This window comes from Geodermatophilus obscurus (assembly GCF_900115395.1).
In the GTDB taxonomy this organism is placed as follows: Bacteria; Actinomycetota; Actinomycetes; order Mycobacteriales; family Geodermatophilaceae; genus Geodermatophilus; species Geodermatophilus obscurus_B.
In genome coordinates this window covers 159,684-174,461 of record NZ_FOWE01000009.1, presented here as the reverse complement: position 1 = coordinate 174,461, position 14,778 = coordinate 159,684, and the positions used below count along the sequence as shown (strand labels likewise).

16 protein-coding genes and 1 pseudogene are annotated in these 14,778 nt (G+C 72.9%); 6 read left to right on the top strand and 11 right to left on the bottom strand.

The genetic code is table 11. The features are described from left to right. Window positions 1-44: 44 nt before the first annotated feature. From BM165_RS26325 to BM165_RS18380, 3 genes and pseudogenes are all read right to left on the bottom strand, one after another. Window positions 45-224, bottom strand: a pseudogene (locus BM165_RS26325) (hypothetical protein); the annotation flags it as partial. Window positions 225-502: 278 nt separating this feature from the next. Further along, complete coding sequence (locus BM165_RS18390) at window positions 503-778, bottom strand: type II toxin-antitoxin system Phd/YefM family antitoxin (RefSeq protein ID WP_075015001.1); 276 nt, start codon at window positions 776-778, stop codon at window positions 503-505. Between the two features lie 1,160 nt (window positions 779-1,938). Then, window positions 1,939-2,463: a ferritin gene (locus BM165_RS18380; protein ID WP_075014999.1), complete on the bottom strand. Its 525-nt coding sequence runs from the start codon at window positions 2,461-2,463 to the stop codon at window positions 1,939-1,941. A 98-nt stretch (window positions 2,464-2,561) separates the two neighbouring features. Between BM165_RS18380 and BM165_RS18375 the strand changes: the two genes are divergently transcribed. After that, window positions 2,562-2,747 (top strand): hypothetical protein, encoded by a 186-nt coding sequence (locus tag BM165_RS18375; protein WP_075014998.1) that lies wholly within the window; start codon window positions 2,562-2,564, stop codon window positions 2,745-2,747. Window positions 2,748-2,798: 51 nt separating this feature from the next. Here the strand turns inward: BM165_RS18375 and BM165_RS18370 are convergent, their stop codons facing one another. From BM165_RS18370 to BM165_RS18345, 4 genes are all read right to left on the bottom strand, one after another. After that, on the bottom strand, window positions 2,799-3,017 hold the full coding sequence (locus BM165_RS18370) for a hypothetical protein (RefSeq protein WP_075014997.1): 219 nt from the start codon (window positions 3,015-3,017) through the stop codon (window positions 2,799-2,801). 679 nt (window positions 3,018-3,696) lie between these two features. Next, entirely contained in the window at window positions 3,697-3,990 is a 294-nt protein-coding gene (locus BM165_RS18365) for a hypothetical protein (RefSeq protein WP_075014996.1), read from the bottom strand. Between the two features lie 1,137 nt (window positions 3,991-5,127). Beyond that, a complete protein-coding gene (locus BM165_RS18355; RefSeq protein ID WP_075014994.1) occupies window positions 5,128-5,844 on the bottom strand; it encodes a GDSL-type esterase/lipase family protein in 717 nt (238 codons plus the stop codon). Window positions 5,845-6,233: 389 nt separating this feature from the next. After that, the gene (locus BM165_RS18345) at window positions 6,234-6,953 is read right to left on the bottom strand and encodes a hypothetical protein (protein ID WP_075014992.1); all 720 of its coding nucleotides are present in this window, start codon (window positions 6,951-6,953) and stop codon (window positions 6,234-6,236) included. Window positions 6,954-7,466: 513 nt separating this feature from the next. Here BM165_RS18345 and BM165_RS26320 point away from each other — a divergent pair. After that, complete coding sequence (locus BM165_RS26320) at window positions 7,467-7,883, top strand: STAS domain-containing protein (protein WP_075014991.1); 417 nt, start codon at window positions 7,467-7,469, stop codon at window positions 7,881-7,883. Between the two features lie 168 nt (window positions 7,884-8,051). Here the strand turns inward: BM165_RS26320 and BM165_RS18335 are convergent, their stop codons facing one another. The 4 genes from BM165_RS18335 to BM165_RS18320 form a co-directional block, all read right to left on the bottom strand. Beyond that, window positions 8,052-8,252 (bottom strand): hypothetical protein, encoded by a 201-nt coding sequence (locus BM165_RS18335; RefSeq protein ID WP_143108225.1) that lies wholly within the window; start codon window positions 8,250-8,252, stop codon window positions 8,052-8,054. A gap of 80 nt (window positions 8,253-8,332) precedes the next feature. Then, window positions 8,333-8,803, bottom strand: coding sequence for an HPF/RaiA family ribosome-associated protein (locus BM165_RS18330; protein ID WP_075014989.1), 471 nt, complete (start codon window positions 8,801-8,803; stop codon window positions 8,333-8,335). Continuing rightward, the gene (locus tag BM165_RS18325) at window positions 8,800-9,924 is read right to left on the bottom strand and encodes a baeRF2 domain-containing protein (protein WP_143108224.1); all 1,125 of its coding nucleotides are present in this window, start codon (window positions 9,922-9,924) and stop codon (window positions 8,800-8,802) included. Before BM165_RS18325 ends, BM165_RS18330 begins: the two co-directional genes overlap by 4 nt. 314 nt (window positions 9,925-10,238) lie before the next feature. Then, window positions 10,239-10,970 carry a copper chaperone PCu(A)C gene (locus BM165_RS18320; RefSeq protein WP_075014987.1) on the bottom strand — a complete coding sequence of 244 codons (732 nt, stop codon included), beginning with the start codon at window positions 10,968-10,970 and terminating at the stop codon, window positions 10,239-10,241. A gap of 415 nt (window positions 10,971-11,385) precedes the next feature. Between BM165_RS18320 and BM165_RS18315 the strand changes: the two genes are divergently transcribed. The 4 genes from BM165_RS18315 (at window position 11,386) to BM165_RS18300 (ending at window position 14,751) form a co-directional block, all read left to right on the top strand. After that, window positions 11,386-12,387 (top strand): HAMP domain-containing sensor histidine kinase, encoded by a 1,002-nt coding sequence (locus BM165_RS18315; protein ID WP_075015089.1) that lies wholly within the window; start codon window positions 11,386-11,388, stop codon window positions 12,385-12,387. Continuing rightward, window positions 12,384-13,043 (top strand): response regulator, encoded by a 660-nt coding sequence (locus BM165_RS18310; protein ID WP_075014986.1) that lies wholly within the window; start codon window positions 12,384-12,386, stop codon window positions 13,041-13,043. The genes BM165_RS18315 and BM165_RS18310 overlap by 4 nt, the downstream gene beginning before the upstream one ends. Then, window positions 13,040-14,284, top strand: a complete 1,245-nt coding sequence (locus BM165_RS18305) for a PucR family transcriptional regulator (protein WP_083427484.1) — start codon at window positions 13,040-13,042, stop codon at window positions 14,282-14,284. Before BM165_RS18310 ends, BM165_RS18305 begins: the two co-directional genes overlap by 4 nt. A gap of 98 nt (window positions 14,285-14,382) precedes the next feature. Beyond that, entirely contained in the window at window positions 14,383-14,751 is a 369-nt protein-coding gene (locus BM165_RS18300) for an STAS domain-containing protein (protein WP_143108223.1), read from the top strand. Window positions 14,752-14,778: the final 27 nt, after the last annotated feature.

Here is a 14,778-nt window from a genome sequence, read left to right as displayed (position 1 = left end):
GTGCCGACGGTGGAGGGTTCGTTCGTCTCGGCGAGCTCGGCCGGCCAAGCAGAGATCGCGTGCCGGGTCAGCTCGTCCAGCGTCGCCGGCCGGTTCCGGTCGCTCAGCCAGCGGCTGAAGGAGACGACGGACTGGCTGTAGAACTCGATCGTCCGCGGCGCCTTGGTGGCGGCCCGCAGATGCCGCCGGGAGGACGCGAGCAGGTCCTCGAGCCGGATCGCCACGGCGGCAGGTCATCCGGGGAAACAGCGCTGTGCTACCCCTCCGCCGACGGCCGGATGAGGCATCCTCGCTGGTAGGACGTCTGGCGCGGCTGGGCTGGACGCGCATCGGCTCGCCCGGCATCTTCGGGGAGCGAAACCCGGAAGCGCTGTCCAGCGCGACAAGAGGCCAGGTCGCCCGTGAGCGGGATCGGGTGGTTGTCGGGCGAGTTCCCGCGCGTCACGCTCGGTGGCCCGCTTGGCCGCTGCCGAGAGGACGACGGTGTGTCGAGGAGGGCCGGTCACCGCCGGCGGGCCGCGAGTGCGGCCCGCACCTCGGCCTCGCCGTGGACCTCACCGGCGGCCATCGCCTCCTCGGCCTGTCTGATGTCCGAGCGTGCTCGAGGATCGGAGAGGATCTCCAGGGTCTCGACCAGGGACTCGTAGTCCTCGACGGCGAGGATGACCGCGACCGGGTTGCCGTTCTTGGTGACGGTGACGCGTTCGTGCGTGCTGGCGACCTCGTCGATCACCTGGCTGAAGTGCGCCTTGACCGCCGCCAGCGACTGCGTGGTCATGACCTAAATTGTGGTCACCGGGCTAGCTACGGTCAAGGAGCTGGGCCAAGGTCGCCGGGGGATGCGGTGTGGCTTCGCTGCCGCGGGAGGGGTGGTTGGGCCACGACCGGCAGGTGAGGAGACCACGGCAGCCGGCGTCCGTGCGCGGTCGTGCACTGCTCGGAAGGATCGTCAGTGCGTGATGGCGGACTGCTCGCAGAGGCAGAGAAGACGTTGCAGAAGTAGGCCTCGGGCTCTGGCCGCCCGTGTCGCGTCAGCTCAGGACGCCGACTCCGCCATCACTCGGCGGCCCGCATGCGGCTTAGGCCGCGCGCCTCCAGCTCTCGGTGACGCCCGCCCTCGTGGGCGAGGCAAAGTGCCGTGAAGGGTCGCCGCCGACGGAGGGCGACGAGTTCCGCGTCTTGGCCGGGATCGGTTGATGCCGCCGTCCGGCAGCCGAGACGCGCCCCAGTTCACCTACCGGCGGGCACCTGACAGGTCACACGGAGGGTTGGCGCCGAAGGGCGAGGTGCCGATCTGCTCCTTTACGGCGCGCATGGCCGTGGGATCGATCCTGGCCATGCCGCCAAGGGTTGGTCGAGGTTGAGGATCACGAGCAGCGACGCCGTGAAGATGAGCGCGGTGACGCCGAGAAGCGTCGACCGCAGCTCGGGCGCATGTCGCGGCCGGCGAACGCGGCCGTGGACGCGACGGTGATGGCGACGCAGCCGATCAGGAGCGCCGTCGCGATGGCCGGCGCCGATGGCGAGCCTCGGCGAGACGGTCCCACCGCGCTGTGACGCGGCCGCGCTCGGCTGCCACGACCTGGGCCACCAGGGTCTCGCTGATGCCGGCCTGCTGCGCTCGGGCGACCGCGGCCGCGACCCGCGCATCGGGGTCACTGGAGATCGACGACGTGTGGCGGGTCGCCTCGGGCGAAGCCCAGCCCGGCCGGGCGACGGCGCGGGCATAGCAGCGCAGCAGGCCGCCGAGGTCGGGACCGGTCGGCGACGGGAGGAGCGCCGCCCCTACGGCTCGCGTCGCCACGGCGCCGGCCTCGTCGTCGGCGGCGTCGTGGCGTCCTCGTACGACGAGAACGTCTGCACGAGGACGAACGCCGGCACGAGCGCGACGAGGATGCGCACCGGAGCCAACAGGTCGGTCAGCGGGATGCCCTCGGCTCAGGCCCCTGCCACCGGTGGCGCGGTGGGGTCGGCGGCCTCGGCCGTGACCTCCCGGAGCACGTAGTCCTCGATGGTCTCCAGGTCGTGGGTGGAGCGCTTCACGATCGTGAGCAGGTCGCTCATCTTGCTGACCTCCTCGATCTGCTCCTTGATGAACCACTGCATGAACTGGTCGGAGGCGAAGTCGTTCTCCCGCCGCGCGATCCCGATCAGCGCGCCGATCTGCTCGGTGACCCGCTTCTCCTGCTCCAGCGCCAGGGCAACCGGCGCGACGACGTCGGGGAACTCGTTGACCGGCGCCGCGACGGCGGGGATGCGCACCGGCGCGTCGGAGTCGAGCAGGTAGCGGACCATCATCATGGCGTGCTGCCGCTCTTCGAGCGCCTGGTCGAAGAAGAGCTGCGCCGTCCGGGGCATGGTCAGCTGGTCGAAGTACACGGCGCAGGAGACGTACTGCTGGTGCGCGGCGAATTCGTTGCCGATCTGCGTGTTGAGCAGGTCGACGAAGGCGGGGGCGGCCATCGGGACTCCCGGACGTGTGCGGTGGCGGTCCCCGGACGTTATCCGGTGACCCGCCGGTGCCCGTGGATCACCCGCAAAGGGAAGGCTAGCCTCACCGGGTGGCCAAGTCGGCGGGCATGCCCAAGAAGAAGTGCTGCGAGGACAGGCCGCGCTGCAAGCGGTGTCCGCTCCGCGCCCTCGCCGAGGGGACGCTCCCGCCGGGCTACACGGTCAAGAAGCGCCGCCTGGTCAAGCTGGACAAGGCCGACAAGGTGCTCGCCAAGAGCAGTCGGAAGGCTGCCTGATCCCTCCCTCCCCACCGCGCCGCCGGGCAGCGGTCAGCCGGCCCTGCGTGGTCATGGGCCCGTGTCAGCGCTGATGCGGGCCGCGGCCGCCGGGATCCAGTCGTGACCGGCATCGAGTCCCTCGGCGGTAGCTGCGGCGCGCAGGGTCGCTGCCGCCGTCTCGGGCGGCTGGCCCATCGCTCGATCCCTTGCCAGCTCGTACACGGCGAGCGCCTTCAGGCGCTGCTCAAGCGGTAGGCCCGCCAGCAGGCTTCTCCAGTCGTCCTCCACCCGTGAGGTCGTGCCCGCTGACACGCGGACCATGCCGGTTGCTCAGTCAGGATCACCCGCGTGAGGAAGGGAGCCGATGGTCCCGTCCTCGGGAGCGCTCACGGCCTTCACCATCGACCGGGTCAGCAGGCCTGCCACGACGGCCGCGGCGGTCGCGATCGCGGACCGGAGCAGACGGTCTCTGAGATCCATGGCGACCTCCGGAGGGAGAAGTGTGCGCCGGAGCGACGGGAGTACGCGAGCAGCACCGGAGGACGGGGGTTGTCCGTCGAGTGAGCCCTGCGCTTTGCTTGCGTCGAGCGCCGGATCACTCGTCTGCACTGGCAGACCGCCTGGCGCGGCTGGGCTGGACGCGCATCGGCTCTCCCGGCATCTTCGGGGAGCGAAACCCGAAAGCGCTGTTCAGAGCGGCAAAAGGCCACGTCGCGCGGGTGAGCGAAATGGGGAGGTTACCGGGCGAGTTCCCACTCACTGGTCAGCGCTCGAAACAGCTGCCCGTGCCCTCACGAGCACCGTTCACGGTAGTGGTGCCGGCTACTGCACCTGACGCCGATCGCGTCGCCTTCGGTGCTCCACGGGGAGAGGTCCCGGCGCCCGACCCTTTGCGGTTGGGCATCACCGAAACGAGCATCGCGGGCTGCCGGGAGGCCGCTCGTCCAGTGCGATGAGCGCGGTCCGGCTACACCGGCTGGTCGTCGGGTGCGCTCGACCGCCCGGACTCGTCGCCGGCGCCGGAGGTCTTCCGCCGGGCCTGGGTCGATCGAAGCGCGAGGCGGGTCAAGTAGGCCGTCCGGGCGTGTCCGGCTCGGCGTGCCCGTTCGGCCGGTGACAGCACGCCGTCGGGGTCGACCTCGCGCTCGAAGCGGTCCAGCAGGGCGCGCCGCGCCGGTTCGGTCCGCGCGCTGGGATCGGTGGTCCTGGCCCACGACTCGTGCGCGGCAAGCCGCGCGATCAGCGAGCGATCGGCCGTCATGCAGACCAGGCTGCGTCCCCGTTCTCCGGTCCGTCTCCTGGTGAGACGACTCGTGCGCGGATCCGCCGGACAGGAGAATCGAAGACCTCCGGTTTCTTGCATCCCGGGGACGTGGACTGCAGGCCCCCAGGTAGCCGGGGTTACCGGGCCGCTGTCCGGTAGCCGCCTGCTGGGCGGCAGGACGACTGGAGGTCCGGGCGGGGGATCGCATGCCATACGGAGTGTCACCACGGGCGGGCGGTTCCTCCGGATCTCCGACCTTGCACCCACGGGCGTCGACTGTGGGCAGCGAGGACGGTCCGCAGTGCCGCGGTGAGTGCTGCGAGGTCGCGGTCGTAGATTCGGCCGTCGTCCAGTTGGCGGGCCAGCTCGGTGAGCAGCGGCGCCCAATCCGCTCGGGTGGGCGTGACGGGCGTGCGGACCTCGACCCGGCGCTCGACGACCTGGACGGCCGAGCGGCCGGACGCGGCGGCCCGCGTCGGCTCCCATGCACGGCGTCGGCAGTTGGCCGAGCACCACTTCGGGATGGGCCCTCGGGACCGTGGCGTGATTGCGTCACCGCACCCCGGAACAGGACGCAGCGGCTGCCCGCCGAGCACCGCCATGAGACGACCTGGGCGCCGCTACGTCGACTTCCGCGGACTGGTCAGTGGCGTCTCGCCGCGCGGTCTGCTCCCGCCGTCGCCGTTCGGCCGCACGCCGGCGAGCTCGGTAGCTGGCGCTCCTTCCGACTGCCATGCGCTCAGCGTCCGGGACGACCTCCAGGAACCCGTCCGACGAGTTGGAGGATCCGCAGATACAAGAGGTGTGATACCTCGCGATCTCGAAGTCCCCGTGACGGCCGAGAGGGCTCTGACCGGTCGGCGGGCGGTGTGCGGGGGCGGGGTGCTGTCCGATGTGCGGCGGTGCTGGGTCGAGTGTCCGGGCAGGCTCAAGCGGTACAGGTGGCGAGATCTCTGGCAATCCTCCAGCCCGCCGGCGAGCGCGTCCTGCTGCGAGTCCGTGGGCGCGGCGGACAGGTCAGCCGGCGCGTGCGCGGTCCCACTGTGACGGGTGGATGGACGTGGACGAGGAGCCGTCTGGGGTGGCCCACTCCGTCCGAACGGGAGACGCATGGTCGAGGAGGTGTGGGCTCCCTCAGTTGTCGTGGATGGCGTCCCAGAAGGCCGCACGGACGCCGCCGGCGCCCCACGCATTCGGCTCGATCAGGTGGCAGAACCACAGCGCCCGCTCGGCCGGCCGCGCCTCCGGCCGCGTCGGGTCCCCCGCGAGGAGCCCGTGGCCGGCGAAGCGCTCGGCGATCTCGGCAACCGTCGCGCCGTGCTCTCCGGCGACGCTGCGGAGCGACGCGTTGAGCTCGGCGATAACCGCGACGGCGTCGTCCCAGGGCGGGAGCCCGAGTCGGGCGGCGTCCCCGGTGCCGTCGCTGGGGTCGTAGACGGTGCCGAGGACGATCCGCCCGCCCGGCGCGAGCAGCTCGTCGATCACGGGCAGGGCGCTGGCCACGGCGTTGCGCACCCGCAGGATCACCTTGCGCGCCGCGGAGGTGTCCCCGAACGCGCCGAGCAGGTCGTTCCCACCGATGGTGACGGTGACGATCGTCGGCCGGCGCGTGAGCGCGGCCAGCCGTGGCAGCTGGACTTCGAGCAGGCTCCGCGTCGTCGCGCCGTCCGTGGCCAGCAGCGAGAACGTCGTGTCGGGGTCGACGGTGAGGAGATCGCGGCCGCGCCACTCGGCGAAGTCGTCGTCGCGGTTGCGGTGCAGGAGGCTCGCCCCGCCCCGGCCGGGGCCACCCGAATAGTCGTCGATCGAGATGGAGTCGCCGAGCGCGACATAGTGGGCCTCCGGTGCCATACCGCCATTCTGTGGGGTCAAGGGGTTGCAGGTCCGGATCCGGTCAGCCCGACAGTAGGACACCGCAGGTCAGGGGGCGTTTCGACGGGAGTCGGGCAGCCCCTGACTGCTTCCCGAGGGCGTTGACCACCTTCTTGACCACCATGAGGCCACCCCCACTCGCCGAAGGCGGCACCGAGGACGTCCATCGCCTCGCGCGAGACGTCGGGTGCGACGTGCCCCAGACGTCGCCGGTGATGGCGATCGACGAGCGGCCGAGGATCTCGGACACCACCTCGAGCAGGACACCGTGGCTCGACATCACGCTGGCGGGACGGTCGCGTGCCCTTCTGCAGCGACGCCTCGTGGCGTCCGCCGGTGCAGATGGCGCTGGATCGGACCGGCGGTCCTCAGCGCTCCGAGGTCGGCTCCTCGGGTGGCTCCGCCGTCGGCAGAGCGGGGTCGGCGTTCCGGATGAAGGGCCTCGGGTCCTTGCCGAGCCCCTCGCCGAGCCAGCGCCGGAAACCCCCCGGGTCCCGACGCTGGATCTCCTCGAGCAGCAACTCCCGCGCCTGGACCGAGGAGGATCCGTCGATGGGCAGCCCCTCGCCGGTGCACCGCCACTCGTCCAGTAGGTCGTCGAGCGGCAGCTGCTGGAGCAGTGGCCGCAGCGAGGACTGGCCGGGATCCCGTGACTCCCGTGAGGGCGCGACCGTGGGGACGACCTGGCGGGAGACCTGAGCGACCCAGTTGATGCCGATGAGGGTGGTCAGCAGGATGACGACCACGGACAGCTGGCTCCCGCGCTCGCCCAGGACCTCCGTCCCACTGATGAACGGGAAGAACAAGCCGGTCGCGGCACCCACGGTCAGGCGGGTCTGCAACGGTGCTCTCCCTCCCGGCTCGAAGGCCCAGTGGACGAGCTGGGCGAGCCAGGCGCCCCCCGCCCCGCCGACGAGCACAGCGATGAGCAGCAGCGGTGTCCCGGCGACCAGCACGCCGAGCAGCGCCACCAGCACGAAGACCGTGGCCAGTACCCGGGTGACCACGCGGTTCAGGGCCAGCAGGACCCCCGACGAGCCGTGCCCCGCACCGGTCGTCCAGCCGGGGCGTCCGTGCGAACTGCTCACGTCGGCGGCCGGTCGAGGGGAGGGGCGCGGTGAGGGCAGCGCTGCAGCGAGCGCCGGGGACGCGATGGCATCCGACCTCCTGACGGCGTCAGCGTGGGCAGGCGGTCGACCGTACGTCCGGGGCCGAGCTGCGTTGAGGGACGGGTTCGGAACCTCGCCGGCCGCGGATGTTGCCGGGAACCGGAAGCCGGGCCGAGTGGCAGGGACCTGACTTGATCGCCTCGAGGAGCGGTGCGAGCGGGACACCGGGCTGCTCGGCGACGAATCGACGCGCTCGGTGTGTCCCCTCCGCCCGGCCCGGCCGCCGACCACCACCCCTTCGCCGCGTCCCGTGATTCACGCTGCCCACACGCATGCCGCCAGGTGGCGGCACACAGACGGTGAGCGAGCGGGGCTGCATATCCGCAGCGGCCGGTTCGATGTGTATCTGCAGGGTCCAGGCAGCCAAGCGGTGGGACTCCCGTCCGGTTCCGGCGGTGGGCCGTGGCCGGGCGGCCTGCCTACCTTCCCGGCATGGGCTACCGGAACGCGGATGAGACCACCGGCGCGTCGGGATGGGACCTCGAGGTGACCGTCCGGTGCGGGGGGACCTGGCCGGTCCTGCAGATCGACGGTGAACTGGACCACGGCTGTGCGCCCCTGGTCGCCGCCATGGTGGATCACGTCGAGACCGTCTACGGCCGGCCGGTGGCCGTCGACCTGACCGGCGTCCCGTACGTCGACACCCACGGACTGGCACCGCTCCTGCGCGACGGTGTGGTGATCCGACGTACGTCATCACAGGTCCAGCGGCTGCTCCGCCTCCTCGGTGTGACCGATGCTGACGAACCGTCCGCGCCGGACCCGGCACCGGCGCGACCCCGGGACCGTCGTCCGCGGGCACACCCCCACCGCCGTCGACCCGCGCTGCGACCACCGCTGCGCCGGTGAGGTCGCGCACTGGCTGGTCCAGCGCAAGGTCGATCGCTCTGCGGGATGGCAGCGACCGTGGTCACGCCGACGGCATCGGGCACCAGCACCGGAGCCACGACAGCGCGGGTCAGGTGGGCGGCCAGGTTGCCGCTGCGGTCAGGTCACCCGACGGCCTGCCGAGTGCCCTCACGATGCGAACAGAGCGGCTCCGGTCGCCACCGGCAGGCCGCTGGAGAGGGGAGGAGCGGCGCCGTCGACCCGGTCTCTGACCGAGTCGACCAGGCACCCGACCGACCGGGCCACGGCCCAGCCGACGGCACCGAAGCCGAGGGCGACGAGGAGGCCCTGCGGGCCGGTGTACAGCGTGCCGATCAGCGCCACGGCCACGTAGGACGTTCCGACCGCCGCCCTGCCCAGACGGAGGAGGAAGCGCCCCAGCCGACGGACCGGAGCGCCGTACATCGCGATCACCGGACCCGCCCCTCGGCCGTGGGGACGGGGGAGCCGTCCGTGGCGCCGGGGGCATCGATCGGTGCAGCGGGCGGCCTGCGCCGCAGCAGCCGGTTGTTGCGCGGCTCACGGCGCGTGGCCGTGTCGTCGAGCTGCCGGCGCAGCCCCTCGCACACCTTCCTGACCGCGTCGTCGAGGTGGCGCTGCGCCGAGCTGGCCACCAGACGAGGCCGCCCGGGGATCCAGCACTCGAGGGTGAGGCGCTGGCCCGGTGAGCCGCGGTCCTTGAGGGAGACCTCGAGCTCGACGCGGCCCGCCGGGTAGCGGGCCAACTGTGCGTCCAGGCGCGCCAGCATGCGGACGAGGACGAGGCGCTCCTGCTGGGTCAGGCCGGCGGCGAGGCGCAGCGAGTCGACGACGGTGGCCGGCTCGGTGGCCCTGGTCCGGGCGTCCCCGCGGGCAGGTCGGGCGGGGTCGGGGGAGTTCATGACAGGACTCGCTTCCTGGAGGTCCGGGGGACGCTGGCCGAGTCGCGCAGGACGGCGCCCACGCCTGCCGTGAGTCGCCGGCCGTCCCGGATGGTCCGCACGGTGGTGGACGTGGTGCACGCGGCGTGCACGAGGACGTCGGACAGGCGGGCGGGACGACCGGTGGCACCGGCACCGTCGGGCACCAGCTGTCGCACCCAGTGGCGGTCCGCCTGCGCCGGTGCGACGAGCACCTCCTCGGCCTGCCCGTGCACGACGGCCTGCAGCGTCGCTACCGACCCGACGCAGGCGCGGCCACCGGGGAGCGCGGCGAGCAGTTCCTCGACGACCGCGGCCTCCTCCAGCGCGGCGACGTCTGCGGCCATGAGCCGTGCCCGGGCGGCCAGCGAGCCAGGGTCGGAGGGGCCCCGGACGCCGACGAGCAGGGCCCGGATGCGGGGCTCGAGCCGTGGGCGGAGGAGGTCCAGGGTGCCGGCATGGCCGCCGATGAGGACGAGCCGGGCCCCGCTGCAGCCCACCAGCCAGGTCAGCGCCTCGCCGACGGCCCGGGCGTCGGCCCTCCACTGCTGCTCGGCGCGGGCCAGTCGCCGGTTCGGGCTGACGGGGGCAGGCCCTCCGACCAGGAGGTCCTCGCCGACGACCTGGCAGACGAGGTCCGGGGCTCCGGGTTCGACGAGGAGCAGATCCGCGCCCGGCCGACCGGTGCTCACGACGACCACCACCGGCACCTCCCGGTGTCGTGCGGTGAGCAGGGGAGACAGGTGCGGGAACGGACCGAGGGTGGCTTCCTCCTCCACCGAGCACGGGAGGTGGTCGAGGTGGCTGCGGCCGTCGGCGTCGGCGAAGGCGGCCATCGTCTGTCCGCGCAGCGGCGCCCGGTGCATGCACTCGTCGAGCGCCGCCAGCATCGCCTCCGGTGCGCCCTCGTCCCGCAGCCGGCGGCGCAACACCTGCCACCTCGTCAGCACCTGGTCGGCGCCGTCACGGACGCCGGTGCGCGTCCCGAGGTAGACCGACGCCACCGGTCCCGCCTGCGCCAACTCGTGCACCTGGGTCGTCGGCTGCCACGGAGCCGGTGGTCGGGTCGCGTGGTCCGGGGATCTCGGCGTGAAGGTGGTCATCCTGGCCTCCTGACGGGTCGGACGTCGACGCCCCGCGGCCGGTCCCGCCGGCCTGCGGCTGCAGAGCGGACGCTAAGGACGGGCACGGGCGCCGGGGCAGGACGGCGGTCGGCGAACAACCCACCGGCCACCTTGCCGACGGTGCGCAGCGGCGTGGTGGCCCGCGGCCGCTGCCCGGTCGTCGAGGCCGCGTGCCGCACCGCCACGCTCCGCCCGAAGGGCCGGGTCGTCCGGGGGAGCAGAGCCGCCAGGAGGGGTCGCCCCACCCCGGCCCGCGTCGCCCCGGCCTGCCTCACACGGCGCGGCTCGTCGCCTCAGGAGTCGGGGTCGTGCGAGTCGGGGCCGTGGAAGTCGGGGCCGTGGAAGTCGTGGAGGGGGCCACGGGGCCGGACGTCGGACGGCGGTGCCACGACGGCCAGCACGGTGGTCTCACCGGCCCGGGCGAACGTCAGGGTCAGCGCCACCGAGTGCGCCGCGTCGATGCGGCGGTCCAGCTCGGACAACACGACGACCGGTGCGTCGGTGCCGATGAGGACGGCCTCGCGCGCGGGGAGGAGGACGTCCACGGCGGTCCTGTCCGCCGCCGGCTGGGTGCGGTGGGCCAGGGCGTCGTCGGGGTCGGAGGAGCTCGGATCCGCAGTCGTGGCCGCGGCCACGGGGGGATCGCCGACCGCGGCGCCGCCGAAGTCGGGACCGGAGACCCCGACCAGACGGTCGTCGACGGTCCCGCTGTTCACGATCGCCATCGTCAGCTCCACCTCGTCGCCCGCCTCGTGGGCGACGCCGGTCGGGTGGGCGAGCTGCACGGCACGGATGGTGAGGTCTCCCACCTGGCCGGTCCCACCGGTCCTGTCACGCTCCTGCGTCGCGGTCTGGGCGACCTGACCGGCGCTGCAGCCGGCGAGGAACAGCGACGACAGGACCAGGAGGACGGCGGCTGCGGACCGCGGAGCAGTGCCGCGACCCGGCGCCCGCGCCTGCGCCTGCGCCTGCGTGAACGGTGCGGGATCCCGGCCGTCGGGGCAGCGGCACTCGCTTCGTGCCACCGCCGTCGAACGTCGCGCGTGTCGTGTCACCCCGGCATCACCGCCCCGCGTGCCCGGCTCCGCATGACGCGCGGAGCCGACGTCCTGACTGGTCCCCGAGCCGGACGGTAGGGACGATCCCGGCACGGGGGTACGCCCGCGGCGGGACGACGTGTGCACCTCCGCGTTGCCGGATCCCTGCAGCCGGCCCCTCCAGAGCCACGGTGTCGCGCCCGTGACCGGGCCAGACACCGTGTACGGGCACGGTGGGACCGCAGGGCGCTCGACATCGGGCCCGCATGCCCCGCGGTCGCAGGTGAGCCGGCCGGATGGGGTCCCGGCCCCATCTTGACGCGGTTCGCTGGACCGGCCGTCGGCCGTGGATCAGGCTCGTGTTCGTCGGGGACGTGCCGATCCCGACCGGGCGGAGTGGGTGATGGGAGACCGTAGTCGTTGGCTGCAGCGGATCGGTGGTTCGCTGTTCTGGCGGGTCTGCCTGGTCAACGCCGCGGTCTTCGCGGCGGGGGTGGCTGTCCTGGCCGTGTCCCCGGCCACGGTGTCCTCCCCGGTCGCACTGGGGGAGTTCCTCGTGCTCCTCGTGGGGCTGGCGGTGATCCTGGTCGCGAACGCGGTGCTGCTGCGCGCCGTCCTGGGGCCACTCGACCGCCTGCGGAGCCTGATGGAGGACGTCGACCTCCTCCAACCCGGGCAGCGCCTCCCCGAGCAGGGCAACGGCGCGGTCGCCGACGTCATCCGCACCTTCAACGCGATGCTCGCCCGGCTGGAGGCCGAGCGTGCCCTGAGCACCGGTCGCGCGCTCGCGGCCCAGGAGGGGGAGCGGCGTCGCGTGGCCCGGGAGCTGCACGACGAGGTCGGGCAGAGCCTGACCGCCGTGCTCCTCGGGTTGCGTGGGGTGGCGGACCGGGCTCCCCCCGCTCTCGCCGAGGAGGTGGTCATGGTGCAGGAGGCGGCCCGCAGCAGCCTGGACGAGGTACGCCAGGTGGTCCGCCGACTCCGCCCCGGCGTGTTGGACGACCTGGGACTGTGCAGCGCTCTGACCTCTCTGGTCAACGAGCACGCCTGGCTCACCGGCGCGGATGTGCAGCGTCGCTTCAGCACCTCACTCCCTCCTCTCGATCCACAGACCGAGCTCGTCGTCTACCGGGTAGCACAGGAAGCACTGACGAACGCCGCCAGGCACGCGAGTGCCCGCCGGGTCCTGGTCGAGCTCACCGAGACCTCTTCGGGGGATGCAGTGGTGCTGCGGGTCCTGGACGACGGGCGGGGAGTGGACGGCAGCGAGGAGGGAGCCGGTGTGCGGGGGATGCGGGAACGGGCCCTCCTCGTCGGGGCGACCCTGACCGTCGGTCCCCACGAGTCCGGAGGAACGGACGTCCGCCTGCGCATCCCGCTGCACCCACGAGAGGACGGGTCATGAGGAACGGCCAGCCGACGCGGATCCTCCTCGCGGACGACCACGCGCTCGTCCGTCGCGGTGTCCGCCTGATCCTCGACCGGGAGCCCGACTTCCGGGTCGTGGCGGAGGCAGCTGACGGGGCCGAGGCGGTCGCTCGCGCACGTGACGTGGACGTCGACCTGGCCGTCCTCGACGTCGCCATGCCCCGGTTGACCGGCCTGCAGGCGGCCCGCGAGATGTCCAGGAGGTCGCCGGGGCTGCGCATCCTCATGTTGTCGATGTACGACAACGACCAGTACTTCTTCGAGGCGCTCAGGGCCGGGGCGTCCGGGTACGTCCTGAAGTCCGTCGCCGATCGTGACCTGGTCGCGGCCTGCCGGGCCGCAGTGCGGGACGAGCCGTTCATCTACCCGGACGCGTACACCTCTCTCATGCGGGAGTACGTCCAACGGGCCGCTCGCGGGGAGCGCCTCCCCGACAGCGTCCTGACCGGCCGGGAGTCCGAGGTCGTCAAGCTCATCGCCGAGGGCTGCTCGTCGAGGCAGATCGCCGCGCTCCTGGTCATCAGCGTCAAGACGGTCGAGCGGCACCGGGCCAACGTGCTGCAGAAGCTCGGCATGCGAGATCGCACGCAGCTCACCCGCTACGCCATCAGAACGGGACTGATCGAGCCATGACCACCATCACGAACGAGCCGGCCGTGCGCACGGGGCGTGGCAGCGGCGGGGAGGTCACCGGGGTGCTGTCCGAGCTGGCGGAGGCCGCCAGCGCGCGCAGCGGCGTCCCCGTCGAGCTACTGGACGGCTATCCCCACGCCCTGCTGACGGTGGCGCGGACCGGGCGCGGACTCAGCGCCGAGCAGGAGGCCACTTGCCGCCGCCTGGGGGGTCAGGCGGTGGCGATGGGCGTGGGCCTCCCCGCGCTCGTCGCGGTCCACATGCACGCGTCGCGCCGGTTGTGGTCCCGGCTGCCCGAGCTGCTGACCGCGGTGCGGGAGCGCCCGCTGCGTCCGACGGAACTCGTGGGTGTGGGGGAGGCGGTGTGGCGGGCCGCGGATGCCGCGCTGGCCGCGCTGACCGCCGGCTACGTCGAGGCCCAACGGCTCGTGGTCCGCCGCGAGGAGGAGTTCCGGCGCGAGTTCGTCGACGATCTGCTGACCGGTCGGTCCCCGATCGGTCCGCTGATCGAGCGCGCGGAACTGTTCGGGCTGCAGCTGAGCGGCGGTCACCTCGTGGTCGTGGTGGAGGACGGGCAGCCCATCGACTCGGGCAGCGCTGTCCGCGGATCCGTGGAGGAGGCCCTCCGCGCCCGTTTCGCCACCAGGGGCCTCCTCGTCGAGGCCAAGGACGGTCGGCTGGTGTGCGTCGTGTCCTCCGCGCCGGGTGGCGACAGAGCCGGCGACGTCGGGGACCAGGTGGCCGACCTGGCCGGGCGGGCCATGTCCGCCTCGGTGCAGCAGGGGCGCTGGCGGTCGGGGATCGGCCGTCCCTACGCCGGCCCGCGGGGAGTGCAGCGCTCCTTCCAGGAGGCCATGGAGGCGCTGGAGACGGCTACCCGTCTCCGCCTGCCGCACCGGGTCGTCCACGCCGCCGACCTCTTGGTGTACCGCGTCCTCGGGCGGGACGAGGCGGCCTTGGCCGACCTCGTCCGGACGGTGCTCGAACCCCTGACCACCGCCCGCGGGGGAGCCGAGCCGTTGGTCGAGACGTTGCAGGCCTACTTCGCCGCCGGCAGCAACGCCGCCGAGGCGGCTCGTCGGTTGCACCTGAGCGTCCGGGCCGTCACCTACCGGCTGCAGCGGGTGCAGGAGCTGACCGGGTACAGCCCCGGCAGGCCGTCACAGCACCTGACCCTGCTGGTCGCCGTGACCGGTGCCCGGCTGCTCGGCTGGCCACGGCGCCAGCTGGTGAGCGAGTGACGACCGGCGTCGATGCCGGCAGACGGCAGTCCACCGGCCGGGAGTCGTCCCGGTCGGACCGTCGCCCTCCCGCGGAGCCGGTCCCTACCGTCCGGGACATGCGAGTCCAGGCGGAGTGGTCGGTCGGGTCGGGTTCCCAGCGGCGAGGGCTGCGGCCTCGGCCGGCCGGATCGCTCCTCGACCGACCGGCCGAGCTGACCGTGCAGATCACCCGCCGGGGCCGCCGACCGCTGATCACCGTGAGCGGCGCCCTCGACGTGTCCGGCGCCGCGCTGCTGTCCGCCATGCTCGAGCACGTCGGGGAGGCGCAGGGTCCGCCCGCCGAGGTGGACCTCACCGACGTGGACTACGCCGACAGTCACGGACTGGCTCCCGTGCTCGACGGGCGGGCGACCATCAGCGGTGCCTCTCCGCAGGTCCGGCGGATCCTCGACATCCTGCAGGAGCCGTGCCCGCAGCCGGTGTGAGGCCCGTCGGCACCGTCTGAGTGCCGA

Coding starts and splice junctions, on each gene's coding strand:
- BM165_RS18380 (WP_075014999.1), bottom strand. CDS start 2,463: ATGGCCGCCCCCGCCTTCGTCGACCTGCTCAACACGCAGATCGGCAAC.
- BM165_RS18315 (WP_075015089.1), top strand. CDS start 11,386: ATGGGAGACCGTAGTCGTTGGCTGCAGCGGATCGGTGGTTCGCTGTTC.
- BM165_RS18330 (WP_075014989.1), bottom strand. CDS start 8,803: ATGAACTCCCCCGACCCCGCCCGACCTGCCCGCGGGGACGCCCGGACC.
- BM165_RS18300 (WP_143108223.1), top strand. CDS start 14,383: ATGCGAGTCCAGGCGGAGTGGTCGGTCGGGTCGGGTTCCCAGCGGCGA.
- BM165_RS18305 (WP_083427484.1), top strand. CDS start 13,040: ATGACCACCATCACGAACGAGCCGGCCGTGCGCACGGGGCGTGGCAGC.
- BM165_RS18325 (WP_143108224.1), bottom strand. CDS start 9,924: ATGACCACCTTCACGCCGAGATCCCCGGACCACGCGACCCGACCACCG.
- BM165_RS18310 (WP_075014986.1), top strand. CDS start 12,384: ATGAGGAACGGCCAGCCGACGCGGATCCTCCTCGCGGACGACCACGCG.
- BM165_RS18365 (WP_075014996.1), bottom strand. CDS start 3,990: ATGACGGCCGATCGCTCGCTGATCGCGCGGCTTGCCGCGCACGAGTCG.
- BM165_RS18390 (WP_075015001.1), bottom strand. CDS start 778: ATGACCACGCAGTCGCTGGCGGCGGTCAAGGCGCACTTCAGCCAGGTG.
- BM165_RS18355 (WP_075014994.1), bottom strand. CDS start 5,844: ATGGCACCGGAGGCCCACTATGTCGCGCTCGGCGACTCCATCTCGATC.
- BM165_RS26320 (WP_075014991.1), top strand. CDS start 7,467: ATGGGCTACCGGAACGCGGATGAGACCACCGGCGCGTCGGGATGGGAC.